The following is a 26,420-nucleotide window of genomic DNA, read 5'->3' as shown; positions in this document are numbered from 1 at the left end:
GCTGGTGGATAGCCCTAATGATCTGGATGCAGTGTTTGTGCAAAACCTTGCTTGCAGTAGAAACATATTAGGAAAACCTAAAGCAAGAGAGGCTGATGCTGCTTACCTGCCCGCAATGCGAGACGATTTTCCGGGTCGATCGGCTGCGGTTACACCCCGCTGGTCAACCGGTTCATTGCAGGATTTGTGATCATATCTGGACGGTGCGCTTAGGGGCAAATGATGATCGGCATGAAACTCTGGATTTGGACGATTATTGGCACAAAGCCCGTTTGCCGGTCATTGGGCTTTTAACAGGTGCTGTCATATTGGTGGGCATAATTCAAGCGCGCGCAATCATTACCAGCTATCTGCCCAGCCTGATTGGCGTTTTTCAATGGGCCGGCCTTGCGATTCGCCTGCCACTGGATCAGTTGCTTGTGGTTGATCTCGATGGGTCTTATGTCGGTGATATGCTGCGGCTTCGGGGTGCGCTTCGTAATGATGGTTTATGGCGCTGTCATGCTGCACCGTTGCTGGTAAAGGTAACTAGCCCGGCCGGCGCAATTTTGCAGGAAACCCTGATCTGGCCCGATGACCGGATTATTGGTGCCAAAAAGCAAAGCCGGTTTTTTGTCCAGCTTGATATTGATGTTGGCCTAAAGGCTGATGTTAGCGTTGTGCCACTATCGCAACCCGTGCTTGAGTGATGATCCCAATGCGCTTTCTAGTGCTTTTGCCAGTGCGAAAATCTAGCCCTATAGAGTGGCGAAGGTGGGGATTGTTTCATCATTGATTATCTCGGCAATGGGGCGGGCCCCGCGTAGCAGATGCGCGGTGCCATCCAGCACCAAAATTTCTGCGGCAGGTGACCGGCTGTTATAGCCAGACGCCATCACCGCGCCGTAAGCACCGGCTGACATGATGGCAAGCCCGTCACCGGCAAAAAGATCGGGCATATCCCGGTCTAGCCCCAGATAATCACCAGTTTCGCAAACCGGCCCGACAATATCGGCCTTGCCTGTCACAGGCTTTGGCGCGGCAAGTGTCCAGATTGGGTGATGCGCCTCATAAAGCGTTGGCCGCAATAGATCATTCATCGCTGCATCAACAATGACAAAGCGCTTATTATCGCCCTCTTTGGCATAGATAACCTTGGTGATCAGCGCACCATTATTGGCAATGATCGACCGTCCCGGCTCAAAGCCAAGAGTAAAGCCCTGATCCTTGAACAGCCGTTCGACCATCGCCCCATAGGCGGTGAAATCGGTTGGGCCAGCCATGTCATAATCAACCCCGACACCGCCGCCAAGGTCAAGATTGGGCACGGGCATTCCCGCATCGCGAAGGTCGATCGCAAGCGCCAGAAGTGCCGAATAGGCAGTCTCGAACGGTGCCAGATTACGGATCTGCGAGCCGATATGAACGGCCAGACCAGAAGGCCGGATATGCGCATCTTCGGTCAGTTTGCGATATAGATCAGCGGCTTCGCACTGGTCGGTTGAAATGCCGAATTTTGTGTCGCGTTGACCGGTTGAAATTTTTGCAAGGGTGCCCGGATTCACATCAACATTGACCCGTAACGCGACCGGTGCAACCAATCCCATTTCAGCGGCAATCGCGCTGATGGCGGCCACTTCAGGGGCGGATTCGGCATTGATCTGGCCAATACCATCGCCAAGCGCCTGCCGGATGTCATCAGCGGTTTTGCCAACCCCGGAAAACACCACATCAGCCGGATTGATACCGGCTGCCTTGGCACGCGCCAACTCGCCAGTAGACACGATATCCATACCACCGCCAAGCCGCCCGATCAAAGCCAGCACACCAAGCGCCGAATTGGCCTTCATCGCGAAATGCACCTTGCCGGCTACCGGTGCGACAGCCGCCTGAAACTGGGTAAATGCCTCGGTTATGCCAGCCCCCGAATAGACATAAACCGGCGAGCCATAGGTCGCGGCGATATCGGTAAGGGCAAGCCCGTCAACGCATAGTTGCTGGCTGTCATCACGGTAAAAAGCGCACATGATTACGATGGCTCCTAAAGCTGTGCCAAAGCCTAGTTGGCGGGGGTTTCGGTCTGGCTTGCGGCAGGAATTTGGGATGGCCGATAAGGATCGCCGCGTTTGCCACAGGCGGTAAGGCTAAGCGTTAGGACTAGGCCGATCAGACTGCCAATAATAAATGTGCGTCGCATAGCGGCTCCTTTAACCGGGTGTGCTTCATCGTTAGGTGATGGCAAAGCGTTTGCGTGCATCGGCGATGCGTGCGCGCACTTCATCAGGGGCAGTGCCGCCAAAACTGGTTCGCGCCGCGGCGGCACTTGCTACCGATAAAAGCCCAATAATATCTGGCTTGATCCGCGGCTCAATGGCCTGCATCTCGGCAAGGCTCATCTCTTCGAGGTCAACCCCCTTTGCTGCAGCCTTGCCAACAATCGCGCCGCTAGCATGATGCGCCTCGCGAAACGGCATACCCAATTCACGAACCATGTAATCAGCCAGATCGGTCGCTGTCGGGAAACCGGTCTTCAATGCCGCCAGCATAGCGTCCGGCTTTGGTGTCATATCGCGGATCATGCCGGTTGTTGCCGCCACCGCGATGCCTAGCGCATCAGCAGCGTCAAACACGCCTTCCTTGTCTTCTTGCATATCCTTGCCATAGGCAAGTGGCAGACCTTTCAACACGATCAACAATCCGGTCAGCGCGCCAATGATTCGCCCCGGCTTTGCCCGCACGAGTTCGGCCGCGTCCGGATTTCGCTTTTGCGGCATGATGGATGATCCGGTGGTAAAGGCATCTGAAAGTGCGATAAACCCAAACCGGTCAGATGACCAGATCACCAATTCTTCGGCAAAGCGTGATAGATGAACCGAACAAATGGCCGCAGCCGCCAGGAATTCCAGCGCGAAATCGCGGTCAGAAACCGCGTCCATTGCATTGCTTGCGGGCCGGTCAAAGCCGAGTGCGCTTGCCGTCATATGCCGGTCGGTTGGAAAGGATGTTCCGGCCAATGCGGCGGCGCCAAGCGGCGATTCATTCAACCGCTTTCTGGCATCGGCAAAGCGCCCGCGATCACGTCCCAGCATTTCAACATAGGCCATCAGATGAAAGCCAAAAGTAACCGGCTGGGCGGTCTGAAGATGGGTAAATCCGGGCATTAAAACATCGGCATGCGCCTCGGCTTTATCCAATAGCGCGGCCTGCATATCGGCCAGCGCATGATCAACCGAATCCAGCAGATCACGAACCCATAATTTAAAATCGGTGGCGACCTGATCATTACGCGACCGCGCCGTATGAAGGCGGCGCGCTGGCTCGCCAATCAATTCGGCAAGCCGCGACTCGATGTTCATGTGAATATCTTCAAGCGCTTCGGAAAAGGCAAATCTGCCAGCCTCGATTTCGCTGGCAATCTGATCAAGCCCGCCATGAATTGCTTGGCAATCAGCATCGGAAATAATCTTGCAGGAGGCAAGCATGGTCGCATGCGCCTTTGATCCGGCAATATCCTGTCGGTAAAGTCGCTGGTCATAGGCAATTGACGCATTGATATCTTGCATCAATTGTGACGGACCACTTGAGAAGCGCCCGCCCCAGATGCTAGACTTTGCGTCGTTGTTCGATGTTTTATCGGTCTTCGCCATGTCAATAAACCAGTGAAGTGGGAACTCAATTGTCTTATACGCGGCTTTCGTCAAATTTTCAGCCAAAAACCGCGCCAAAAACCGCATTGATTGCGCGGCGACAGGTTTTTTCTGGTTTTCTCGGACTGTCGGCATTCATGCTGTGGCCGGATTTGGCGGTGGCTGGTGCACCGCCAACGGCAGCGCCCACGCCGCCAATATCAACATCTATTCTGGATAAAGACGGCGAGGCTCTCCGCCTCGACAGGTTTCGCGGCACGCCGCTATTGATCAATTTCTGGGCAACATGGTGCCCTCCTTGCGTTGCCGAATTACCAGCACTCGACACTGCCGCCAAACAGCTGGGTGATGATGTGACGGTGCTGCTTATTTCGGTTGATCGGGGCGGCAGTAAAAAGGCACTGCCGTTCTTGCAAGATCGCGGTATTTCCCGTCCGGAAATGGCCTTTGATGCCAAGGCGGCATTGTCGCGTGAAATGGGCGTAAGAGGGCTGCCAACCACGTTCTTGCTTAGCGCGGATCAACAACAAAGCTGGGCCTATGTGGGGCCGCGGGAATGGGATTCGGCGGCAATGATTGCGGAAATTCGCGCTCTATTGCAAACCCAGCCCGCTGCCGCATAAACGGATCAGTCTAACGATACGCCCTTTGCACAAAAAAGAGCGGCACAAAACGTTTGGCACAAAAAAGGCGGCACTGGCGAGAGTGCCGCCTGATCAGGCTGACTTAAGAAATCAGAAACCTTTAGCCTAGTTCCTGCTCAAGCGCAGGCACCGCATCAAACAGATCGGCGACCAGACCATAATCGGCAACTTGGAAAATTGGCGCTTCATCATCTTTATTGATGGCGACAATCACCTTGCTGTCTTTCATGCCTGCTAGGTGCTGAATGGCCCCCGAAATACCGACGGCAATATATAGATCAGGCGCAACAACCTTGCCGGTCTGGCCGACCTGATAATCATTTGGCACAAACCCGGCATCGACCGCTGCACGGGACGCGCCAACGGCGGCACCAAGCTTGTCAGCAACCTTTTCCAGCATGGCAAAATTTGCCCCATCCTGCATACCGCGGCCGCCCGATACCACAATGGGAGCCGAGGTCAGTTCAGGGCGCTCCGAGCTAGAAAGCTCAGATTTGACATAGGCTGAAAGGCCAGCCTCACCCCCGCCGGTCACGGCTTCGATTGCGGCGCTGCCACCCTCGCTCGCAACAGCCTCAAAGGCGGTGCCACGAACGGTAATGACCTTGATTGCCTCGTTAGACGATACGGTTGACAGCGCATTTCCAGCATAAATTGGACGCTGGAAACTATTGGCGTCGACAACTTTGATGATGTCAGAGATTTGCATTACATCAAGCATGGCCGCCAGACGCGGCATAACATTTTTGCCGGTCGTTGTTGCCGCTGCCATAATGTGCGAATACCCAGCTGATAGGCTTTGCAGCAACGGTGCCAGATTTTCGGCAAGGCCATTTTCGAACGCCTTGTCATCGGCCACCAATACCTTGGCAACACCAGCAATTGACGCTGCTGCCTTGGCAACATTGCCGCTGGCATCACCGGCAACAAGCAGATGCATGTCCCCACCGATCTGGCTCGCGGCGCTAACCGCGTTTAGGGTAACCGGGCTTAGCTGTCCATTTTCATGGTCACATAGGATAAGAATGCTCATGGCTTAGATCACCTTTGCTTCATTTTTCAATTTATTGACCAGCTCCTTTACATCGGCGACCTTCACACCGGCGGCACGGGCGGCTGGCTCTTCAACCTTGACGATGGTCAGGCGCGGCGCAATATCAACCCCAAGATCAGCTGCATTCAGGCTATCAAGCGGCTTTTTCTTGGCCTTCATGATGTTTGGCAATGACGCATAGCGTGGCTCGTTCAGCCGCAAATCAACTGTTACAATGGCTGGCATTTTGATTTCGATATGTTCCAGCCCGCCATCAACTTCGCGGGTGACTTTGGCTTTGTCACCAGCAATTTCAAGCGCTGAAACAAACGTGCCTTGCGCCCATCCAAGCAGGGCGGCAAGCATCTGTCCGGTTTGGTTGCAATCATCGTCAATTGCCTGCTTGCCGAGAAGAACAAGTCCCGGATTTTCATTTGCCACAACTGCTTTTAACAATTTTGCAACCGCCAGTGGCTCGATGTCATGCGGGGCTTCGATATGGATACCGCGATCCGCGCCCATGGCCAACGCTGTGCGGATGGTCTCCTGATTCTGCGCTGGGCCGATTGACACCGCAACCACTTCTTCAGCTGTGCCAGCCTCGCGCAATCTCAATGCCTGCTCGACAGCGATTTCATCAAACGGGTTCATCGCCATTTTCACATTGGCAAGCTCAACCCCTGTTTGGTCGGCCTTTACGCGCACCTTGACGTTATAGTCAATGACCCGTTTTACCGGAACAAGAACCTTCATTTTCATATCCTCCGCATCAATACCCTGCCACCCTAAGGGCGACCATTATCAAAAACCTGTCTATTTCTGCCCTGAATTTTGTCCGGGACGCCATAATACATCAGTCTTGCCATTTTCATTCAACCGGCGGGCCAGCACAAACAGATGATCTGATAGCCTGTTTACATAGCGCATCGCATCATCATTGACCACCTCTTCGGCGGCAAGCTCGGTCATGTGACGTTCGGCGCGGCGGGTTACGGTTCGCGCCAGATGCAGCCATGCCGATGCCGGACTACCGCCGGGAAGAATAAATGAGCCAAGCGGATCAAGCTCGGCATTCATATAGTCAATTTCACTCTCCAGCCGGACGACCTGCGCGGCGGTAATTCGTAAGGCAGGCTTGTCAGTTTCCGGTGTCGCAATATCGGCACCTAGGTCAAACAAATCATTTTGAATGCGTGCCAGCATGGCATCAGCATCAGCGATATCGCCGGTGTGAAGTCGCGCCAGACCAATCACCGAATTTGCCTCGTCAACCTCACCAAATGCGGATGGACGCCTCGCATGCTTTGATACGCGCATCCCATTGACCAAACTGGTTTCGCCAGCATCGCCAGTCCGTGTATAAATCTTGTTCAGCTTTACCATGTTCGCTTGCCTGTCCTAGCTTTTTGAACTGTTCTGTTTCGTGTAAAAAATGCGGGCATACATTGCGCGCACAATAGTCCCCCAGAGCCTCCGTCTGCCTAGCCGGCTTGGCGTCGATACCACATCAGGCCAAGAATCAATAATAATGCGATTGCCTGAAACACAATCCGGTATCGCATGATGCGGTTTGAGTTTTTGACATTATACGCGCCGCCGCGTGCCATCGTAATGACGCCCCAGAAAAGAATGCCGGCAACACTGCACAGCGCCACGACTAGAATAATTTGGTCAAACTGCATGATGGTGCGTCTCTTTTCAAAAAAGCGTTGTTTTGGTAGCTGTTAAAATCTGACGTCTTGGCTGCCGATGATGATGAAGTATTATCAGATTTTTGCGATGGTGACGCCGTGACGCCGTGCCGCAGCAACAAGGGTATTTCTTAACAGGCTGGCAATCGTCATTGGCCCAACACCGCCAGGTACAGGAGTGATGGCGCCGGCCTGTTTGGCAGCGGCGTCAAAATCAACATCACCGGTTAGACGAAATTTTCCGTCGCCACGTTCGGGAGCAGGTACCCGGTTAATGCCAACATCAATCACTGTTGCACCGGGCTTGATATGCGCATCGGTAATCATTTCAGGCCGTCCAACCGCAGCGACTAGAATATCTGCCTGCTTGCAAATTGCGGCAAGGTCCTTTGTGCGTGAATGTGCGATGGTGACGGTACAGCTTTCGCCAAGCAGCAATTGCGCCATGGGCTTGCCAACAATATTTGAGCGGCCCACAACAACCGCATGCTGTCCGGATAAATCGCCAAGATGATCCCGAAGCAATAAAAGACAGCCATAGGGCGTGCATGGTACCAGCGAGTCCTGACCGGTTGCCAGCAATCCCGCATTGACGACATGAAAGCCGTCAACATCCTTATCTGGACGTATGGCATTAATCACCGCATCAGCATCAATCTGATCGGGAAGTGGCAATTGCACCAGAATGCCATCAACTGTGTCATCCTCATTCAGGCTATCAATCAGCGCCAGCAGGCTGGCTTGATCTGTGTCACGGTCTAGGCGGTGCTCGATTGAGCGCATCCCAGCGGCGGCGGTTCGCTCACTTTTATTGCGAACATAAACCTTGCTGGCTGGATCTTCGCCAACAAGCACTACGGCAAGCCCGGGCACTGTTCCGGTGGCCTTTTCAAACAGCTTAACCTCGTCAGCTACCTGCTGTACCAGCTTTTCAGAAAATGCTCTGCCATCAATCACTGTTGCATCTGTCATAGCCATTTGCCCCTCTTTTATTAAGTCCGACCCTGATGATAGGGGTCATTCATCTCAGTTGGCAAAGCCTAGCCCATAATGCTGCTTTGCAGAAGGTTGCGCAGAAACTGGGCCAGAAGGAACAGCACAATGGGGCTTACATCAAGCGCCCCGAAATCAGGAAGAATCCGGCGTACTGGCCGCAATAGTGGTTCGTGAATCCGTGACAGGATATCAATGATAATCCGCACCGCCGGCTGCCATGGATTAATGATCTTGAAGGCGATCAACCAGCCTGCTGCAAGATAGGCGAGCAACGTCCAAATATAGAGATTGATAATCTGATCTATCAGGATTGCGACTGCGTGCATGGCTATTGGCTCATTTGGGTTTCTCTTGGTGTTTCGGACAGCGGGCTGTCCACCGGCCCCGCACTATAATCAAAACCGATTGGCAAAGACAATCATTCATTCATTGGGCCTTTCATTCAGTGAGTTCTTCACTGATTGGCTCATCTAAATGGCTCACTTAATGGGCGCAAAAAAAGGCGCCCCAACGCCCGCATTTACCCCAACGCCAATATTTACCCGTATTTAACTGCGTGCCGGAAATGTGATCACACGGCACTAGAAGCGACCTTGAAAGCTGTGTTTGAATGGCCTACATCTGGGGCATGAAACAGGCGCGTTCAAAATCACCCAAAGTTCGGGAACCCGCAAATCAGGTGCCGGCCGCCGACCATGAGGCGCGCCGGTCATTTGGGAAATTCTGGCAAATAATCATCGCGGTGCTGCTGTTTGCTGGCGTGGCGGCAGGTGTCTTTTTTACATCCGATCATTTTGCCAAAAAGACGACAATGGGCATTCCGAATTTTCAGGATAACCAGCTTGAACTGCGTGATCAAAACGGTGCGGCGCGCTCTGCTGGTGATTTTGCCGGCCGGCCTGTGGCGCTGTTTTTCGGCTTTACCTATTGCCCGGATGTCTGCCCGACCACCTTAACCACTCTAGCGGCGGCGCGCGATAACCTTGGCGCCGCTGGTATCGACAGCAGCCGGTTGCAAATCCTGTTTGTCACGGTTGACCCGGAACGCGATACGCCAGATCAGTTGAAACAATATCTTAGCCTATTCGAGGCAGAGGTTACCGGCCTGACCGGATCACCGGAAAAGGTACGCTCGGCGCTGAAACAATTTGGCGTCTTTGCGCAGAAAACCGATCAGGGCGATGGTGATTATCTCTATGATCACAGTGCTGCGGTATTTCTATATCGCGATGATGGCAGTTTCAAAGGCACGATTGTGCATAATGAGCCGATCGCGTTTATCACCGAAAAGCTGAAATCAATTCTCGAATGATGTTTTCAATAGGACGTTATGTTTCTAATCGGGTTGGCACGTCTGTTGGCGGTGCCCCCGTTAGTTGATCTTTCGGATTAACCGAACATAGCATTTGATGCCGTTCGGAAGTCATCTCTTTAACTCTTTTGTTGGCATCTATCGCAGAAACCTGCATTTGGAGATTGTCTTGGGGTACTGGGCTGACAAAGCCAACAGAATTAATCTGGTGAAATCATCGCATTGGTGGTGCTGGAAACTTCTTTGTTCATAATTGGTCTGGTTGCACTGTTGCTGCTCTTTTCAAACAGTCTGGCCGAGGCAGACCAGCAATCCCCGATTACCCAGATATTTGATCAGAGTCCTGCAGGCGTTATTGATCCGCACCCACCAACAGGCTTAACGCGGCCAAAAGCTCAGGCAAAGGTGAATGGCCCGGAACAGACATCGCCCCGCCATGCATTAGCGGCGTCTCGGCATAGATTGAAATCTTATCGGCATGCGATCGGCTTATTGCTTGGTCTGGCGCGTGCGGGCGATGCGGTCAAACTGGCCAACGAGGCGTTGCAACGCTACCCCAAAGCACGCCGTTTACATTTCCAGATTGCCAGTTTGTTTCAACGGTTTCGGCAATGCGTATTAGCCAAGCCGTTCTTTCGGCAAATGCGCAAACGCTATCGGTCAAGCCGGCATTGGCCAGCATTGCGGTATATTGAAAATGCTTGTGGTGATATCTGGCTGGTAACTGCGATGGCGGACATCAGCCTCAGTCGACGGAAATCACTGATCGACGCACCACAACAGATCTATGTAGCGGCGGCATCAGGCTCGCAGATTGATCAGTTTTGCGCGCGCTATTCCCAGCTCTGTGATGGCCTTCGCCAGATACATCATAAAGTGGATACATCATCTGGATATCAGGGCCAGTTCACCACATCATTTTCCCTGACCCTGCCAAATGATCACCGAAAATTTTGCCATATTGCGTTGCGGATCGCGAAAACCGTAACCAGTAAATCAACAATTGGCAGCGATGGGTTTGGGCTTCGCTATCTGTTTGGCTGGCATCAGACTGAACTGCAATCAAAGGCCATATCATTGCGGCTTGGCTCATCATCGCAATTGCGCGGTGTGGAGGGTGAGGATCTGGATTTATCGTGGGCAGGTTTTGACGTCATTACGCTCTATCAATTGCGTAAATGGAATATTTCCTACCGGCATGGCCTAGCACTTGAGCGGCACTGGTCGCGTCAGGCAAACAATCAGCTATTGATCATTACTAGTGGTGTCTCTGGCCGTGCGGAAAACAGCATTGAATGGCATATTGGTACCTATCTTGAGCAGCGCAGCCGTTTGTTTCCGCGGCGCCGGTTATTGGCGTCAGTTGGCCGGGCGGTCAAGGTCGAATTGCAATGGTCGCCCTTATCGCGGTGGAACACAATTATATCGTATCAGCACGAGAAGCGACAGTTTTTAACAGCACAATTATACCTTGCTGCGCCGCATGAAACCGCAACAACCCGAATGAATATGCGTGTCGAAAGGCTGATTGGCAATTTGACCGGCGGCATCGAACTTGATCCTGTTCGGATTCGCTCGCAAGATCAATTCGCCCGTCGCCATAGGACCAATTACACAGTCTATCTTCGGTATCAATTCTAGCACCATATTCAAAAGACCTTATGTCCCACAAGCTGGAAGGCCGTAGGTTCGCGATGCTGGCGCATCTCTTGAAACGGTGAATGAAACGACGAATGAGGCCAGAGATTTAAATTTTTGGTTGAAAATCCAAACAAGTGACAGCCGTTCATCAGCTTTTTGCAATTACTAGTTTGAGTAACAATACACTCACAAGAAAGTAAGACCTACTTTGCTCTTTGTTTCGTATGATGGAGTGTTACATGAATATATTAATTGGATATGGAAACAGTCTTTGTCGTGATTTTATGCAAAATCACATGGTGTCTGGACAGGAATTTTTGTAGGTAATCACGGTTAGCACTGTGAAGGATTGTCTCGAGATTGCCAGAGATAACATGCATCTTGATGTGATCGGGCTTGACTTGAAAATGCCAGATATGGATGGGGTGAATAGTTTAAAAGAGGTTCGCCAAAGCCTTGTCTATCCGATGCCGATTGCCCTGATCGGGCCAGCAGCAAATCGGCGATCGATCCGTGATCTGCTTATGGCAGGGGCGTCGGGATATCTAACCTATTCGATGAGTGCCGCAGCAACCCTGAGCGCAATCAAACTCATCGCGAATGGTGAAACTTTTGTTCCAGTTGATATTCTGGCGGATGAGGATGTATTGGCCGGGAAACGCTATCTGACTGGCCGTGAGCATGATGTTCTCTCGGGGCTCCTCGCGAGAAGCTCGAATAAGGAAATCGCGCGCTCGCTCAACTTAAGTGAGGTCACGATTAAGCATCACTTAAAAAGTCTACGGTCAAAATTAGGCGCAAAGAACCGCACCCATGCGGTTTGCCGCGCTATCGAGCTTGGCATTAGCTAGTGCTGGCTAGGTTACGCAAAACTGCATTCTGTCAGTTTTCAGTAAAGCTTGTATGATTGCAAACCAGTAAAATGGCTGGCGTCGCCGGGTCGATGCTGACGCCGGTCTAGTATTATCTCACGGGTCTAGCAGTATCTCATTGGCGTTGTGAGGCGCCGTGGTTTTGCTATCCCTTGTCGCGATTCTGCCGGTTTTCAACAAGATCATCGACCACTGCCGGATCAGTCAAGGTAGATGTGTCGCCAAGCTGGTCATATTCATTTGCGGCAATCTTGCGCAGAATCCGCCGCATGATTTTGCCTGATCTGGTCTTTGGCAATTGTGGTGCCCATTGCAGTAAATCAGGTGTCGCTATGGGGCCGATTTCTTTGCGTGTCCATTGTCGCAGTTCGGCCGCCAACGCGTCGTCCGCAATTGCACCTGCGACAAGCGTGACATAGGCGTAAATGCCCTGCCCTTTAATATCATGCGGATAGCCAACAACAGCGGCTTCGGCAACTTTTGGATGAGCCACTAATGCGGATTCAACCTCGGCCGTGCCCATCCGGTGTCCTGATACATTCAACACATCATCAACGCGGCCGGTAATCCAGAAATAACCATCCGCATCACGGCGCGCCCCATCACCGGTGAAATAACGACCGGGAAAGGTGGTGAAATAGGTTTCGATGAAACGTTGATGATCGCCATAAACCGTCCGCATCTGGCCAGGCCATGAATGTGCAATGCATAAATTGCCGTCACTCGCGCCATCCAAAATTTTATTATCACCATCAACCAGCACCGGTTGAATGCCGAAAAACGGCTTGGTCGCCGATCCGGGTTTCGTGGCCGTCGCGCCGGGTAATGGGGTAATCAGAATCCCGCCAGTTTCGGTTTGCCACCATGTATCAACAATCGGGCAGCGCTTGTCGCCAACAACATCATGATACCACATCCATGCTTCTGGATTGATCGGCTCGCCAACTGACCCAAGGAGTCGCAGCGATGAGCGGTCACAGGCCGTAACAGGATCATTACCCTCGCGCATCAAGGCACGGATGGCGGTAGGTGCCGTGTAAAAAATATTCACCTTATGTTTTTCGACAACGCGCCAGAAACGCGAACTGTCAGGATAGGTTGGTACACCCTCAAACATCAGCGTTATCGCACCATTTGCCAGCGGCCCATAGACGATATAGCTGTGACCGGTGACCCAGCCCACATCGGCCGTGCACCAATAAATATCGCCATCATGGTAATCAAATACATATTGATGCGTCATCGACGCATAAACCATATAGCCGCCAGTTGTATGAAGCACCCCCTTCGGCTTGCCGGTTGATCCCGAGGTGTAGAGAATGAACATTGGATCTTCGGCGTTCATTTCGGTTGGCGGGCAGTCGGCCGAGGCCGTTTCCATGGCCTCGTGATACCAGACATCGCGCCCCTCAACCCAATCGATCGCGCCGCCCGTGCGTTTGACCACGATTGTTGTTGTGCAATCGGGGCAGTTGGCGAGCGCCGCATCGGTATTCGCCTTTAGCGGAATTGGCCGGCCACCTCGCACGCCTTCATCGGCGGTGATGACCATGGTCGAATCGCAATCTTGAATGCGTCCGGCCAGCGCATCCGGTGAAAAACCGCCGAACACGACCGAATGAACCGCCCCTATTCGCACACATGCCAGCATCGCCACTGTGGCTTCGGGGATCATCGGCATATAGATGGTAATCCGGTCGCCTTTTTTGGCGCCATTCGCCTTTAGCACATTGGCGAATTTGCACACGTCTTCATGCAATTCACGATAGCTGATATGGCGATGCTGGTCAGGCTCATCACCTTCCCAGATAATCGCGGTTTGCTCACCGCGTGTTGCAAGATGCCGGTCAAGACAGTTGGCCGCAGCATTCAATGTGCCATCTGCATACCATTTGATGTGTAAATCTTTGGCGTCATAGGACACGTCGCTGATCTGACTATAGGGCTTGATCCAGTTGATACGTTTGCCCTGTTTGGCCCAGAACTTATCAGGGTTGGCAATCGATTCTGCATAAAGGGCGGCATAGCCATTGGCATCTATATGAGCTGATTTAGCCAGATCTGCGCTTGGCTCAAAGATCGTGTCATGGTCCATGAAAAGATACTCCTTCAACGGGTTTCTGCCGGCCACTTTTGCTGGCCTTTTTTGGTTGCGGGTCATATGTGCTGGCGTTAATCATCGGCAATTCGCCTGTCAGTTAATTCCCTCTCCTGCAAAATTATTATCGCAGCTTGTGGTAATCGGCAAGGCTTGGCCTGTTTCATCCGGTCTGACGACAATGATCATTTCGCCTACAGCGTGGGATCATTTCGCCTAAAGCGTGGGGTCTTCGCCATGTTCCAATTGATCGATAAAGGCCTCGGCACTGTCTGGATCTGCCAGCAAAATTACCTTGCGGCTGATTGCCATAGAAAATCCGGCACGTGCCATGGCGCCAAGCTGACGCTGTTGCCGCTGCATGATGGCGTTGCGGTCATCCTCGTCAGGGCGCCGGCGATCAAACGGGCCAAGACGTCGACGCTGGGCAAATCGGCAGGCCGCCAAAAGCTCGCCATTTGCGCTCGCCTGATCGGCAACATCCAGCGCTGTATCAATGACCGCATCATCCAGCCGGTGCTGGCGTAGTCGTTGACGAATGGCAAGTTGCGAGCGGCCTTGGCGGCGGTGGCTGCGGGCTTGTGACTGGGCAAAGGCATCATCATCAACATAGCCAAGCGCCTGACAGCGGGTGACCGTTGCCGCAATGGCTGCGGCAATTTCATCAGGGTCATGCTGGTCTAATTTACGCGTGGCAAAGCGGCCAAGTACCTCGCTTAGACGTTGCTGCGAGCTGGCATAGCGGCCAAGATAATCAACCGCCTTATTCATCAATCTTGTTTCGATAGGTGCTTTTGCCATGATGTTGAAACGATGCTTTTTGATGGTCACGTTAGGGCCATAAACTGGACATAAGATTGGTCAGAACAGCAATGTGCCCGGTTCGCGCTAGATCTCAGACTAAGTGGTTTTCACAAGAAAGGCAAAAGCTGTCCTTTGCCCCATTGCGCCTGACCAAATTGCAGCCTATTTTGACCGCATGAACGATCTTGACGCGACGACGAAATCATCAGCTTCTCAGACTGCAGTACCGATCGCCGATCAGGCGCCTGCCATACCTCCGGCCCCGGATACGGCCACGGTGCATAGATTACGCCGTCCGGTCTATATTGGCCCGATTAACTGGGTCGGTCTTGCAATGCTCTATCAACGTGAGGTGCAGCGGTTTTTAAAAATCGCCACGCAGACATTGGCCGCGCCGGTAATTACCTCGGTGTTGTTTCTGATGGTCTTTTCGGTGGCGCTTGGCGAGCGCGCAAATTTTGTCGGCGACGTTGATTTTGTCACGTTCCTAGTGCCCGGATTGGTGATGATGAATGTGTTGCAAAATGCCTTTGCCAATACCTCATCCTCGCTTGTTGTCTCAAAGGTGCAAGGCAATATTGTTGATTTGCTGATGCCGCCCCTTGGCCCGGGTGAATTGCTGTTTGGGCTGGCGGCGGCGGGCATGACACGCGGGCTTTGCGTTGGGGTTGTGACCGCGGTTGTGTTGGTCATGCTTGGCGGTGGGACATGGCCGCCGCATCCGATGATCGCGCTGGGCTTTTTGACTTTGGGGGCATTTGCCCTGTCATTTGCCGGTATTCTTGCCGGAATCTGGGCCAATAAATTTGACGAGCTAGCCGCGATTACCAATTTTGTGGTGCAACCGCTGACCTTTTTATCGGGCACTTTTTATTCGGTTGATCGTTTGCCTGCGCCGTTCGATCTGATTGCCAGCTTGAATCCGGTCTTTTACACTATTGACGGATTTCGCTATGGCATGATCGGGGTTGCTGACCGGTCGCTTATGACCGGATTCTACTGTCTTGTTACGGTGAATGTTGTTTTGGCAATTTTATGTTACAACGCCCTTCGTTCGGGGTATCGTTTGAAAAGTTAGCGTTTGACCAATGACGTTACGAGCAGAATTTTAGGATAGGAATGACCATGCCAGCCGACGATCTTGAAAACGGTATTTTGTCCGTCCAGCACCTTGAACAGGCAATTGCTGGTGGTGTTATTGCGGCTGATCAACCGATCGAGCCGGGCCAGTTACAGCCGGCCAGCCTTGATTTGCGTCTCGGCCGCGAGGCATGGCGGGTACAGGCTAGCTTTTTACCGGGTAAAAACCTGACTGTCGCGGATAAGCTGGCCAAATTTGGTATGCATAAAATTGACCTCAGCGATGGGGCAGTGCTGGAACGCGGCTGTGTCTATATTGTGAAACTAATGGAAAATCTGCGGCTTCCAGCAGGTGTTTCGGCGATGGCAAATCCAAAAAGCTCGACCGGAAGGCTGGATATTTTCACCCGGCTTATCACTGATGGGGCGGTTGAATTTGAGTCCGTTGCTGATGGCTATACTGGCGCGCTTTATGCCGAGATTTCGCCGCGTACCTTTTCGGTTCTGGTGCGGGCTGGATCGCGGTTATCGCAATTGCGGCTGCGGCGTGGAACCAGTGCCCCGTCCGACCTTTTGATGCAATCGCTGCAATCGACCGTCGGGCTGGTGCATGGGGCTGAACGAACTGATATCCGCGATGGTGTTGCGCTTAGTGTAAATCTGGAGCCTGATGAAAAAAGCGGTATGATTGGCTGGCGTGCGCGCAAACATGCGGGTCTGATTGATATTGATGCGGCTTCCAGCCAGCCGGTTGATGCGTTTTGGGAACGGGTGACGCCGTCGGATCTGACATTGGGCGGGCTGGTGCTGAACCCGGATGAGTTTTACATTCTGGCAAGCCGTGAATTTGTCACCGTGCCAAAGGATCATGCCGCTGAAATGCGCGCCTATGATACCAGAGTTGGCGAGTTTCGAGCGCATTATGCAGGTTTTTTTGATCCCGGCTTTGGCATGGCCGAACTGGGCGCAGAAGGAACGCGCGCTGTTTTGGAGGTGCGCTCGCATGATGTGCCGTTTCTGATCGAACAGGGTCAAACAGTGTGCCGGCTGGTGTATGAGCCGATGATTGCAGTGCCGAAAACGCTTTATGGCGCGGGGGGATCTAACTATCAGTCACAGGGTCTTCGTCTGGCCAAGCATTTCATTCAGGATTAACCGGTTGGCGAATTTCTCTTTGCGGGCTGACATCTTGACAATCGGCCGGAAAATAGCGAAAGTTCACGCTTGATACGGGCGCTGTTACGCGCCACTGGGGCCACCAACGATCAAAAGCGCGTTGGTGGTTTGATTTTTGGAGCTATATTTGGGCGCGTTTGCCGCGGTGAAACCACCAGCATGACGCCGACAAGCCGGGTGGTTTTGATATGAACCAAAAAGCCGTGGATTACGCAGCTGATACAGCTGTGATGCAAACTTATGGCCGTGCCGAAATTGGATTTGTGCGCGGTGTTGGCTGTTGGCTTGAATCTGTCTCTGGCGAAAAATATCTCGATTGTGCGAGTGGCATTGCGGTTAATACGCTGGGTCACAGTCATCCACGGCTGGTCGCTGCCTTAACCGAGCAAGCTGGAAAATTATGGCATACATCAAATCTTTACCGGATTCCCGGTCAGGAAATTGTCGCCAAGATGTTGGCAAGCCTGTCCGGCCTCGATCAGGTGTTTTTCTGTAATTCGGGTGCCGAGGCCACCGAGGCGGCGGTGAAGATTGCACGCCGTGCCGCCTATGAAAAAGGCGAGCCTGAGCGGGTTACAATTCTTTGTGCCAATGGTGCGTTTCATGGCCGGACATTAGGTATGCTTGCGGCCACGGACAGGCCGGTTTTTCGTACCGGCTTTGGCCCGATGCCCGCCGGTTTTGACCATGTTGCCTTTGGTAATCTGAACGCGCTTCGCGATTCCTTGGGGCCGCATGTTGCCGCGGTGATGGTCGAGTCCGTTCAAGGTGAAGGCGGCGCAAAACAGGTTCCAGATGGTTATCTTGCAGGTGTGCGCGAAGCGGCTGATGAATTTGGTGCGCTGGTAATTGCTGATGAGGTGCAGGCCGGTATTGGCCGGACGGGTCGGCTGTTTTCCTATGAGGATACAGCTATGAAGCCTGATATTGTGGCATTGGCAAAAGGCTTGGCTGGTGGGTTTCCAATCGGTGCCGTCATTGCCAGCAAGGCTGTTGGCAGCGCGATGACACCGGGAACGCATGGATCGACATTTGGCGGCAATCCGCTGGCAATGGCGGCGGCCCAGACGGTTCTTGAGGTTCTAAGCGAGGATGGATTTCTGGCCGGTGTGCGCGAGCGTGCCGCCTATCTTGATGCCGCATTAATTGGGTTGCAGGCGCAATTTCCGGCACTGATCAGCGAGCTTCGCGGTCGCGGCTTTCTAAGAGGTATCCGGCTGGCTGAATCGGTAGATCTGGCGGGCGTTGTCGGTGCGTTGCGTGATGATCATTTATTGACGGTACCAGCTGCCGATAACACCTTGCGATTGCTACCGCCATTGACGATTGAACGGGATGAAATTGATCTTGCCGTTGCCAAGATTGGCGGCGCACTTGCCGCGATCACCCCGGTCAAGGCCTGACCGACCACAGCAATTCTTTGCCGAACATATGCAAAAGGACGAGATAAAGCCGATGCGGCATTTTCTAGATTTAAAGGATTTTTCAACGGATAATCTACAGGCCTTGCTTGATGATGCATTGCGCATGAAGGCTGCGCAGAAATCAGGCGCGGGCCATGAATTACCGTTGGCTGGTAAAACGGTGGCGATGATTTTTGAAAAACCGTCAACCCGCACCCGTGTGTCATTCGAGGTCGGTATCGCCCAGCTTGGCGGCACGCCGCTGGTTCTTTCGACAAATGATCTGCAGCTTGGCCGTGGTGAAACGGTCGAGGATACGGCGCGTGTTCTCTCGCGCTATGTCGATGCGATTATGATTCGTTGTTTCAAGCATGAAACGCTTTTGACCCTTGCCGAATATGCCAGCGTGCCGGTGATCAACGCGCTTACCGAGCGCTCGCATCCATGCCAGCTTATGGCTGATCTGATGACGATGATTGAATATCATGGCCCGCTTGCTAGGCAAACTGTTGCATGGCTTGGTGATGGTAATAATGTTGCGGTTAGCTGGATTGAGGCGGCGGTACGCTTTGGCTTTCAGCTGCGGATTGCCGGACCACAGAAATATGCACCGCCGGCCGATTTGCTGGCTTGGGCGCGGGCAAATGGCGGTGATATTATTTTAACTGACGAGGTTGGCCTTGCGATTGATCAAGTGCAAAATGTGGTGACCGACGTATGGATTTCGATGGGCAATGATGAAGGCAGCCGCCGTACTGACTTTGCGCCATTTCAGGTCAATGCCGATTTGATGAAGGCCGCTGCAGGCGATGCTATCTTCATGCATTGCCTGCCTGCATGGCGCGGTATGGAAGTCACTGCCGAGGTTATCGACGGGTCGCAATCGGTGGTCTTTGAAGAGGCGGAAAACCGGCTTCATGCGCAAAAGGCCATTCTAGCTTGGTGTGTTGGTGGCAATTAGGCCTGTTGCGGGCTTTTGTGCCGAAACAACCGGCGCCCGGCTATGGGCGGCTGTAAGGATATGACAATGTTGAATGATAATTTACCGGCCGACGCGCAGATTTTACCATTTTATCTGGCTGATGGATCAGATGATGTAGCCTTGATCAGAGGCCGGATAGCCTCGGTCGGTGGGCCTGCCAACACCATATTGGAACGGCATAATTACCCGTCGCTGGTGGCAAATCTTCAGGCCGAAGCGCTGGCGTTAACTGCGTGTCTTTCCAGCACGTTAAAGTTTGACGGGGTTTTTACCTTGCAGGCGAAAGGCGATGGGCTGGTGCGAACGTTATTTGCCGATATTACCGAGGCAGGCCATCTTCGCGGCTATTGTGCGATGGAAGATAATCCAACTGGCCTTCAGGCGGCAAGTTTGGCGCAAGATCCATCGAGTGCGGTTCGTTTGGGCCCGTTGATGGGCGGCGGCTATATTGCTTTTACCGTCGATCAGGGCAGTACCAACGGGCGCTATCAGGGAATTGTTGAACTGGATGAGCGGCATTTAAGCGATGCGGCAATGCGCTGGTATGAAAATTCTGAGCAGCTTGACACGGTTGTTCTTTGTGCCGCTGAACAGGGTGCAAATGGCTGGCAGGCGGTGGCGCTGATGCTCCAACGTATCGCAGCGGAAGGTGGCCATGATGCTGGTAATGATGTGGGCAGCGATGTGGGCAGCGATGTGGGCAATGATGCTGGCGGGGTGCCCGTAAAATCTAGTGCCGATGCCCGTGCCGCCAGTGATGATGCCTGGCATACGGCCAAGACCTTGCTTGGCTCGATCACGCGTGATGAATTGCTTGACCCTGCCTTGACGCCTGAAAACATCATTTTCCGGCTGTTTAACAGTATGGCACCGCATAGCGCGCCCGCCCGTCCGGTCGTCGATCACTGCCGGTGTAATGTCGATAAGGTCGAGGCGATGCTAGCGCAGCTTGCCCCTGACAAGATTGATGATCTAGCCGACGATAATGGTAATCTGACGGTTACTTGTGAATTTTGTAAAACGAACCGCGCTTATCATAGAGACGCAATTCCGCAGTCATAACCCGGCTGTTCGATCATCTGTTTCAGGGATATTTTTTAAAGGGGCGCGATCCCGGCAAGAGGATTATGGCGCCTTGTTCAAAATTGCGGCATAATTAGGGTGGGTGCAATATCCAGCCATCAACGTGGCATGATCCTGTTGAGCAAGATCTAGACAGATAAACAAAGGAAAAGGGCTTTGGCGATGTTCCGTTCAAAAGTGATATCAGGATTGGTTTTGATGTTTGTTGGGGGGCTGTTTGCCGCCTGCAAGACTGCGCCAGACACGCCGCCAGTTACTGTTTTTCAAAGTGACGCTTATCAGCCGCTAGCAATCAATGCACGCCGTCTTGAAATTATTGATAACTGGCAAATGCCGGTCGCCGCGCCCTATGTTGGACACCGGATTGACCCTTTGCCAAGCAATATTCTGGCCGATTGGGTATCGTATGTGCTGCGCCCTGCCGGCGGCAGTGGCGAGGTTGTTTTTGATATGCAACGGGTCGCGGTCACGATGACCGATTTGCCGCAAAAAGTTGGGATTGATGGATTATTCACCGACCAGCAAAGCCGTAAAGTCACTGCCGAGATAAAAGCCAAGATTATGTGGCTGCAGCCGGTTGGGGGAACACAGGCATTGGCTGATCTGGGGGCATCACATTCGATCACCGTTCGCGAGTCCGCAACGGCGAGCGAGGTTAGCAGAGTTATCAATGAAAGCCTGCGAGGGGCACTTGTCCGCCTTGATAGCCAGATGCGCCGCGAGCTGGCCCGGATCGACCGGATTATTCTGCCTTAACGCAGCCAGAATGCCGGGCTCAGCATCACCAATACTGTAAAGATTTCCAATCGACCAAGCAGCATCGCAAAGGACATGATCCATTTTGCGCTATCGGGAAGTGATGAGAAATTACCGTCAGCGCCAATGACCTCACCAAGTCCCGGACCAACATTGCTGATCGACGTTGCCGCACCGGATAATGCTGTCACAAAATCAAGACCGGCCATGCCCAGCATGATGGCAACCAAGACAAAGCCGAGAATAAAGAGATAGAAAAATCCCATCACTGAATCCATGACTTCAACCGACACCGGCCGTTTGTTGTAATAGGCCAGAACGACGGCGTGTGGGCGCAGCAAACGGCTGACCTGAACCTTGGCCGTACTGGCAAGAACCTGCAAACGGAAAACCTTAATCCCGCAGGTAGTGGACCCGCCGCAACCGCCAATGAACATGACAATCAGCAAGATCGTTGTGGCAAAGCCGCCCCATGCCGAAAAATTAGCGCTGACATAACCGGTTCCGGTCATCATCGAGACACCATTAAAGCTGGCTTGGCGCACTGCCTCGCCAAAACCAAGGCCGGTTTGCATCAAATGCCAGATCAATAGCAGAACAAGCCCTACTGCAAGGATCAGGAACCAGCGCACTTGGGGGTCATTTAACAAGCTGCGCCAGCCGCCGCGTACCAGCGCCAGATAATGGGCAAATGGCAAGCTGCCAACAATCATGCCGGTGATGATAATCCACTCAACAGCAACCGAATCGAACGCGCCGATTGATGCGGTTCGGGTTGAATAGCCGCCGGTGGCAAGCGTTGTCATTGAATGCGCCACGGCGTCAAACATATCCATCCCGGCCATTGCCAGCATGATTGCCCACAGCGCCGTAAGCCCCGCATAGACAAGACCAATACCGCCGGCAAGCTGGGTTGCCCGTGGCACCACATTTTCCGGACGCTCATAAGATTCGGTGCGGAAAAGCTGCATCCCGCCAACCGACAGCATTGGCAGCACCGCCATCGCCATAACCACGATGCCAACCCCGCCAAGCCATTGCAGCAACGCCCGCCAGATCAAAATGCCCGGTGATGCCTGCTCAATCTCGACAAGGATCGTTGACCCAGTTGTGGTAATGCCAGAAACGGATTCAAATACTGCGTCTGTAACGCTAAGGTGAAGCTCGCTGAACATGAAAGGCAATGCGCCAAAAATGCCGATCATCACCCATGAACCATTGGTTAGCAGAAATGCTTGTCTCAGCCCCAAATCGAGGGCTTCGCGCCGGTTTGTCGCCAGCCAAACTGAAACACCGACAAAGCCGGTCAACAAGGCAGAAAGTGCAAAAACCTGCCAGTCGCTGGATCCGGCATAAAGATCGACGAACATTGGAATCAGCATTGCTGCCGCCAAGATGGTTGCTAAAAGTCCCAGGATATTGAGCACGGGTGATAGCTGCATAATAATCCGGTTTTGGTTACCAAGTCATCATCTGCGGTTCTGATTATCGCTGGCCGCCATGACGCTTGTTGTTAGCCGAGCTTTGTTTGATCCAAAAAACGGCGGCTTAGGGACTCATCCTCTTTGAAGATTCCGGTAAATCGCGTGGTGATCATCGAGACATCAGGTTTGCGAACGCCTCTGGTTGTCATGCATTGATGTTGGGCATCGATCAATATCGCCACGCCCTTTGGCTGCAATATATTCTGGATACAATCGGCAACTTGCGCGGTCAGGGTTTCTTGGGTTTGCAAACGATGCGCAAAACCATCAAGCACGCGCGCCAGCTTGGAAATACCAACAACCCGCCGATCGGGCATATAGGCAATATGCGCAACGCCCAGAATTGGCACCAGATGATGTTCGCAATGACTTTCCAGCCGGATATTGCGCAGCATCACCATGTCATCATAGCCCTCCACCTCTTCAAAGGTGCGGGCCAGAATCTTTGCAGGGTCTTCGTCATAGCCGCTGCAAAATTCTCGCCAGGCACGAACAACACGGCCCGGTGTGCCGGCCAATCCCTCGCGGGTTGGGTCTTCACCAATCCAGCGCAACAGGACATCAACCGCAGCTTCGGCGTCTTCTTGGCTTGGCTTTATAATTCTCGGCTTGTCTGAAGCAGTATCCGATAGATCGGATGTCTCTTTTGTCTCGCTAGTGTCGTATGGAGTCATCATGTGCGTTGCCAAACCGTTTTAAAAGTGCCGCCATTACGTGCCGGCTGTTACTGCCGGTGGCTGCTGCCTGAGTATATGACGAAAACAGCCCAGAAAAGCAACTTTAATTGGCAGAAATGAACATCTATCGGCCAATCAGATGAAACCAGATGACAATCACTTGCCCAAAGTTAACTAGCCGTTTCGCCACTCAATTTGCCAATCATTTTATTAGGTAGAAACCACCGCAAATAAACGCCCATTAAATCTGTGTGACCGGGAAATCTGCATAACCGCACAAGAAAATCTTGCAGAATGGAAAAAATCTATTTAGCAATCGCTATGTTGCGGGTGTAGCTCAGTTGGTAGAGCACGAGCTTCCCAAGCTCGGGGTCGCGGGTTCGAACCCCGTTGCCCGCTCCATTCATCCGGTGACATCTGTCTTGCTTGACATCTATCAAGGGCGTCGGTTCCAAGGGCGTTGGGTCCAAGGGAAATGGGCCGCAGATGAACACCGGCTCTCTTTCTTTATTTTGTCTCTCTTTTAGAAAAGGACGTCTCTTAATGTCTGATCCGGTTATTTTTCAAAAGGCGCCGATGCCTGTTGATGTTGAAGAAGGTAAAACCTATTTCTGGTGCGCCTGTGGTAAGAGTGCGAAACAGCCTTTTTGTGATGGCAGTCACAAGGATACAGGCATCGCGCCAGTTAAAATGACAGCAGATGCGTCGAAAAAAGTGTTTTTCTGTGGTTGTAAATATTCGGCAAAGGCGCCGCTTTGCGATGGTAGCCACAATAAGCTGGATTGATCAGCACCTGTTGCGGCGGGGCAGTTTCCTGAGTCTTGACGCCCGCCTGACACGGGCAACTCACTAGATAAACACCATTAAAAAACGGGCAGCTTCGGTAAAAGATGCTGCCCGTTTGTTCGATTAATGGTTACTGCTCATCAGTCAAAAACTGAAATAGCTACCGAAGATTTGCGGCAAGGAACGTATGCGTTCTTGCCCATGCCAGCGCCGCATCATCCTCGTCATAGCGCCCCCCTGTCGGGTTGGCAAAAGCATGACCGGCAGTATACCAGTGCGTCGTCATCAGATCGCTTTTTCCAGCCTCGGCAAGTGATTTGTGGAACGCACCGACCATTTCCGGATTGATGGATTTATCCAATGTGCCAAAATGCCCCAAGATTGGTGCGTTGAGTTTTTTCAGGCTGTCGGCCTTAGACGTGACCCGCCCATAATAGATTACCGCCGCATCAATCTGGGTATTTAACGCCGCTGACAAGCTCCAACCGCCCCCAAAACACCAACCAAGCGTGGCAACCTTACCATTACCATTGGTCTTGGCCCACTCTACCCATGCGGCAAGGGTTGCATTAGCTTCACTAGCTTTAACCGCACTGGTCTGGGCTTTGGCTTCATCGCGATTGGTTGCTACTGAGCCATTGAACAGATCAATCGCAACGGCGTGGAACCCTTTGGCACGGATGTCTTCAGCCATGGTCTTGATGTTGTCGTTCAGCCCCCACCATTCATGGATCAAAATCACCACCGGTGCATCTTTTTTGTCAGCCTCGGCAAAATAGGCACTGACAGAACGGCCATCTGCGGTCGTTTGGCTGATGGTAACGCCCTTGCTGGCCTGAGCTTCGGCAAGGTCAACATGGCCAAGAATGGTCGCTAGTGGCAAGGCCATGGCACCGGCGAGAAAAAGTCGGCGGTCGGTTGCCGAAACGGCAGGACGGCGGTGATCGTTCGGATTGCAGGTTTCCAAATCGCACATAGTATTTTTCTCCATTGAAAAAACTGCATAATGCCCCATGCAGAGGCACTCTCAAAAAGTCCCATAAGGCCGGCTGGTAATGCCGGGTCATGGATTATGCATTGCCGACTATTCTATGCCTTTCTATGCCGACTGCAAATCCAGAAATTGGGTTCAGTGATCATTTTTTTCCGCTGATTTTTGGCACGTCACCGCTGGTAAGAACAAGACCAAGGCGAGTAACGCTTGAACAAATTAGCAAAGCCATGTATACGCTGGCGCAATCCTATTTTTTACGAGGACAAGCGCAACCGGCGGACCGGTAGACGCGGTCCGGCGTAACTCTCCTCGTGGCGGCTGATATACTATGTCCAAGCCCGGGGCGTTTGTGCAATTTATGTTAAGGAGCAGTCTTATGAAACTATCCAATTTCTCTGGGAAAACAATCGCTATCATGGTGGCAAGCGGGTTTGATGAAGCCGGGTTTATCACCATTCAGCGCGCCATGATGAACGCAGGCGCGAAATTGAAAATTGTGTCTCGGGAAGCTGGATTGACCAATGCGTGGAACGGCACTGGCTGGGGCATGTCTTATCCAGCTGACGCAACCCTGTCGACCGCGCTTGCGGTTGATTATGATGCGCTGATCGTGCCGGCTGGCAATCGTCATGTCGAAAGCCTGAAAAACGAGGCTCATGCCAAGCGTGTATTGCGCGCCTTTCTACGTGAAGATATGCCGATTCTGCTCCAAGGCGAGGCCGTTTCATTGTTGTCATTGATTGACGAAGCAGCTGACCGGACACCGGCGGCCGCTGATGATAACGCCCCAATTGTTGACCGCAATCTGGTCACAATCGCGGCGGCATCAGAACAGCTTGTTGAGCTGTCTGCAATGAATGATGCAATGGCGAACATCAAAGGCGAAAGCCGCGCGGCCTAAAACGTTAAGAGGCGAGAGCGTTAAAAGGTAAGACAGCCATGGCATCACCGAATGATCCACCTGTAACCAAACTGCCGTCACCATGCGTGTCGATCTGTCAGATGGATCCGCAAGATGGCGTTTGCCTTGGCTGTTATCGCACGCGCGCCGAGATTGCTGCCTGGCGCAGTATGGATCAAGATGATCAGCTTGAGTTGCTGGAAATTTTGAAAGATCGGCGCGCCAAGGCAACTGGCGTTCGCCGCCGGCCATCGCGGCGGGATACAAAACGCCTGAGCGTATAACCCAAGGTTAAATTTCAGCGGTCAGATAATGGCCCTGTTGCTGTTTCCAATATTGGCAGCTCCTAATATAGGAAATCCCTAATATTGGCAGTTCCTA

28 protein-coding genes and 1 tRNA gene are annotated in these 26,420 nt (G+C 52.6%); 15 read left to right on the top strand and 14 right to left on the bottom strand.

What is annotated here, in order from left to right:
- Positions 1-95 precede the first annotated feature (95 nt).
- A complete protein-coding gene (locus tag AB8881_06580) occupies positions 96-689 on the top strand; it encodes a zinc-ribbon domain-containing protein (protein XDZ62222.1) in 594 nt (197 codons plus the stop codon).
- Positions 690-737: 48 nt separating this feature from the next.
- On the opposite strand, the gene lysA is transcribed toward AB8881_06580, so the two are convergent.
- The 3 genes from lysA to argH are packed head-to-tail and all read right to left on the bottom strand — an operon-like array spanning position 738 to position 3,626.
- Positions 738-2,006 carry a diaminopimelate decarboxylase gene (lysA, locus tag AB8881_06575; GenBank protein XDZ62221.1) on the bottom strand — a complete coding sequence of 423 codons (1,269 nt, stop codon included), beginning with the start codon at positions 2,004-2,006 and terminating at the stop codon, positions 738-740.
- A gap of 32 nt (positions 2,007-2,038) precedes the next feature.
- On the bottom strand, positions 2,039-2,176 hold the full coding sequence (locus tag AB8881_06570) for a lipoprotein (GenBank protein ID XDZ62220.1): 138 nt from the start codon (positions 2,174-2,176) through the stop codon (positions 2,039-2,041).
- Positions 2,177-2,207: 31 nt separating this feature from the next.
- On the bottom strand, positions 2,208-3,626 hold the full coding sequence (gene argH, locus AB8881_06565) for an argininosuccinate lyase (protein XDZ62219.1): 1,419 nt from the start codon (positions 3,624-3,626) through the stop codon (positions 2,208-2,210).
- A 29-nt stretch (positions 3,627-3,655) separates the two neighbouring features.
- Here argH and AB8881_06560 point away from each other — a divergent pair, with 29 nt between their 5' ends.
- Complete coding sequence (locus AB8881_06560; protein XDZ62218.1) at positions 3,656-4,249, top strand: TlpA family protein disulfide reductase; 594 nt, start codon at positions 3,656-3,658, stop codon at positions 4,247-4,249.
- 121 nt (positions 4,250-4,370) lie between these two features.
- On the opposite strand, the gene AB8881_06555 is transcribed toward AB8881_06560, so the two are convergent.
- The 6 genes from AB8881_06555 to AB8881_06530 form a co-directional block, all read right to left on the bottom strand.
- Complete coding sequence (locus AB8881_06555) at positions 4,371-5,303, bottom strand: electron transfer flavoprotein subunit alpha/FixB family protein (GenBank protein ID XDZ62217.1); 933 nt, start codon at positions 5,301-5,303, stop codon at positions 4,371-4,373.
- 3 nt (positions 5,304-5,306) lie between these two features.
- Entirely contained in the window at positions 5,307-6,056 is a 750-nt protein-coding gene (locus tag AB8881_06550) for an electron transfer flavoprotein subunit beta/FixA family protein (GenBank protein XDZ62216.1), read from the bottom strand.
- Between the two features lie 60 nt (positions 6,057-6,116).
- Positions 6,117-6,686: a cob(I)yrinic acid a,c-diamide adenosyltransferase gene (locus tag AB8881_06545; protein XDZ62215.1), complete on the bottom strand. Its 570-nt coding sequence runs from the start codon at positions 6,684-6,686 to the stop codon at positions 6,117-6,119.
- Positions 6,687-6,784: 98 nt separating this feature from the next.
- Positions 6,785-6,985 (bottom strand): twin transmembrane helix small protein, encoded by a 201-nt coding sequence (locus AB8881_06540; protein XDZ62214.1) that lies wholly within the window; start codon positions 6,983-6,985, stop codon positions 6,785-6,787.
- 84 nt (positions 6,986-7,069) lie between these two features.
- Positions 7,070-7,966 carry a bifunctional methylenetetrahydrofolate dehydrogenase/methenyltetrahydrofolate cyclohydrolase FolD gene (gene folD, locus AB8881_06535; protein XDZ62213.1) on the bottom strand — a complete coding sequence of 299 codons (897 nt, stop codon included), beginning with the start codon at positions 7,964-7,966 and terminating at the stop codon, positions 7,070-7,072.
- A 68-nt stretch (positions 7,967-8,034) separates the two neighbouring features.
- Positions 8,035-8,316 (bottom strand): YggT family protein, encoded by a 282-nt coding sequence (locus tag AB8881_06530; protein ID XDZ62212.1) that lies wholly within the window; start codon positions 8,314-8,316, stop codon positions 8,035-8,037.
- A 284-nt stretch (positions 8,317-8,600) separates the two neighbouring features.
- Between AB8881_06530 and AB8881_06525 the strand changes: the two genes are divergently transcribed.
- From AB8881_06525 to AB8881_06515, 3 genes are all read left to right on the top strand, one after another.
- On the top strand, positions 8,601-9,302 hold the full coding sequence (locus AB8881_06525; protein XDZ62211.1) for an SCO family protein: 702 nt from the start codon (positions 8,601-8,603) through the stop codon (positions 9,300-9,302).
- Between the two features lie 243 nt (positions 9,303-9,545).
- A complete protein-coding gene (locus AB8881_06520) occupies positions 9,546-10,943 on the top strand; it encodes a hypothetical protein (protein ID XDZ62210.1) in 1,398 nt (465 codons plus the stop codon).
- Positions 10,944-11,284: 341 nt separating this feature from the next.
- A complete protein-coding gene (locus AB8881_06515; protein ID XDZ62209.1) occupies positions 11,285-11,794 on the top strand; it encodes a DNA-binding response regulator in 510 nt (169 codons plus the stop codon).
- Positions 11,795-11,960: 166 nt separating this feature from the next.
- Here AB8881_06515 and acs read toward each other — a convergent pair whose 3' ends face one another.
- On the bottom strand, positions 11,961-13,910 hold the full coding sequence (gene acs / locus AB8881_06510) for an acetate--CoA ligase (protein ID XDZ62208.1): 1,950 nt from the start codon (positions 13,908-13,910) through the stop codon (positions 11,961-11,963).
- A gap of 219 nt (positions 13,911-14,129) precedes the next feature.
- Positions 14,130-14,714: a regulatory protein RecX gene (locus AB8881_06505; GenBank protein XDZ62207.1), complete on the bottom strand. Its 585-nt coding sequence runs from the start codon at positions 14,712-14,714 to the stop codon at positions 14,130-14,132.
- A 178-nt stretch (positions 14,715-14,892) separates the two neighbouring features.
- Between AB8881_06505 and AB8881_06500 the strand changes: the two genes are divergently transcribed.
- From AB8881_06500 to AB8881_06475, 6 genes are all read left to right on the top strand, one after another.
- Positions 14,893-15,795: an ABC transporter permease gene (locus AB8881_06500; protein ID XDZ62206.1), complete on the top strand. Its 903-nt coding sequence runs from the start codon at positions 14,893-14,895 to the stop codon at positions 15,793-15,795.
- A gap of 41 nt (positions 15,796-15,836) precedes the next feature.
- Positions 15,837-16,952 carry a 2'-deoxycytidine 5'-triphosphate deaminase gene (locus tag AB8881_06495; GenBank protein ID XDZ62205.1) on the top strand — a complete coding sequence of 372 codons (1,116 nt, stop codon included), beginning with the start codon at positions 15,837-15,839 and terminating at the stop codon, positions 16,950-16,952.
- A gap of 209 nt (positions 16,953-17,161) precedes the next feature.
- Positions 17,162-18,376 (top strand): aspartate aminotransferase family protein, encoded by a 1,215-nt coding sequence (locus tag AB8881_06490; protein ID XDZ62204.1) that lies wholly within the window; start codon positions 17,162-17,164, stop codon positions 18,374-18,376.
- Between the two features lie 52 nt (positions 18,377-18,428).
- Positions 18,429-19,337 (top strand): ornithine carbamoyltransferase, encoded by a 909-nt coding sequence (gene argF / locus AB8881_06485; GenBank protein ID XDZ64526.1) that lies wholly within the window; start codon positions 18,429-18,431, stop codon positions 19,335-19,337.
- Positions 19,338-19,403: 66 nt separating this feature from the next.
- Positions 19,404-20,420, top strand: coding sequence for an Hsp33 family molecular chaperone HslO (locus AB8881_06480; GenBank protein XDZ62203.1), 1,017 nt, complete (start codon positions 19,404-19,406; stop codon positions 20,418-20,420).
- A 183-nt stretch (positions 20,421-20,603) separates the two neighbouring features.
- Complete coding sequence (locus tag AB8881_06475; GenBank protein XDZ62202.1) at positions 20,604-21,197, top strand: hypothetical protein; 594 nt, start codon at positions 20,604-20,606, stop codon at positions 21,195-21,197.
- Here the strand turns inward: AB8881_06475 and AB8881_06470 are convergent.
- Complete coding sequence (locus AB8881_06470; GenBank protein XDZ62201.1) at positions 21,194-22,639, bottom strand: TrkH family potassium uptake protein; 1,446 nt, start codon at positions 22,637-22,639, stop codon at positions 21,194-21,196. The two genes, AB8881_06475 and AB8881_06470, sit on opposite strands and share 4 nt — an antisense overlap.
- Before the next feature lie 71 nt (positions 22,640-22,710).
- Positions 22,711-23,355, bottom strand: coding sequence for a GTP cyclohydrolase I FolE (gene folE / locus AB8881_06465; GenBank protein XDZ64525.1), 645 nt, complete (start codon positions 23,353-23,355; stop codon positions 22,711-22,713).
- 329 nt (positions 23,356-23,684) lie between these two features.
- On the opposite strand from folE, the gene AB8881_06460 reads away from it, so the two are divergent.
- Together AB8881_06460 and AB8881_06455 are read left to right on the top strand one after the other, a co-directional pair.
- Positions 23,685-23,760: transfer RNA gene (locus AB8881_06460), tRNA-Gly, on the top strand.
- A gap of 141 nt (positions 23,761-23,901) precedes the next feature.
- Positions 23,902-24,144, top strand: a complete 243-nt coding sequence (locus tag AB8881_06455) for a CDGSH iron-sulfur domain-containing protein (GenBank protein XDZ62200.1) — start codon at positions 23,902-23,904, stop codon at positions 24,142-24,144.
- Positions 24,145-24,304: 160 nt separating this feature from the next.
- Here the strand turns inward: AB8881_06455 and AB8881_06450 are convergent, their stop codons facing one another.
- Positions 24,305-25,120: a dienelactone hydrolase family protein gene (locus AB8881_06450; protein XDZ62199.1), complete on the bottom strand. Its 816-nt coding sequence runs from the start codon at positions 25,118-25,120 to the stop codon at positions 24,305-24,307.
- A 394-nt stretch (positions 25,121-25,514) separates the two neighbouring features.
- Between AB8881_06450 and AB8881_06445 the strand changes: the two genes are divergently transcribed.
- A complete protein-coding gene (locus tag AB8881_06445) occupies positions 25,515-26,039 on the top strand; it encodes a DJ-1/PfpI family protein (protein ID XDZ62198.1) in 525 nt (174 codons plus the stop codon).
- A 38-nt stretch (positions 26,040-26,077) separates the two neighbouring features.
- Complete coding sequence (locus tag AB8881_06440) at positions 26,078-26,323, top strand: DUF1289 domain-containing protein (protein ID XDZ62197.1); 246 nt, start codon at positions 26,078-26,080, stop codon at positions 26,321-26,323.
- The last annotated feature ends 97 nt before the right edge of the window (positions 26,324-26,420 follow it).

It is taken from the genome of Alphaproteobacteria bacterium LSUCC0396, from assembly GCA_041228345.1.
Taxonomy (GTDB): domain Bacteria; phylum Pseudomonadota; class Alphaproteobacteria; order Puniceispirillales; family Puniceispirillaceae; genus UBA3439.
This window is presented reverse-complemented; position numbering and strand designations above follow the sequence as displayed.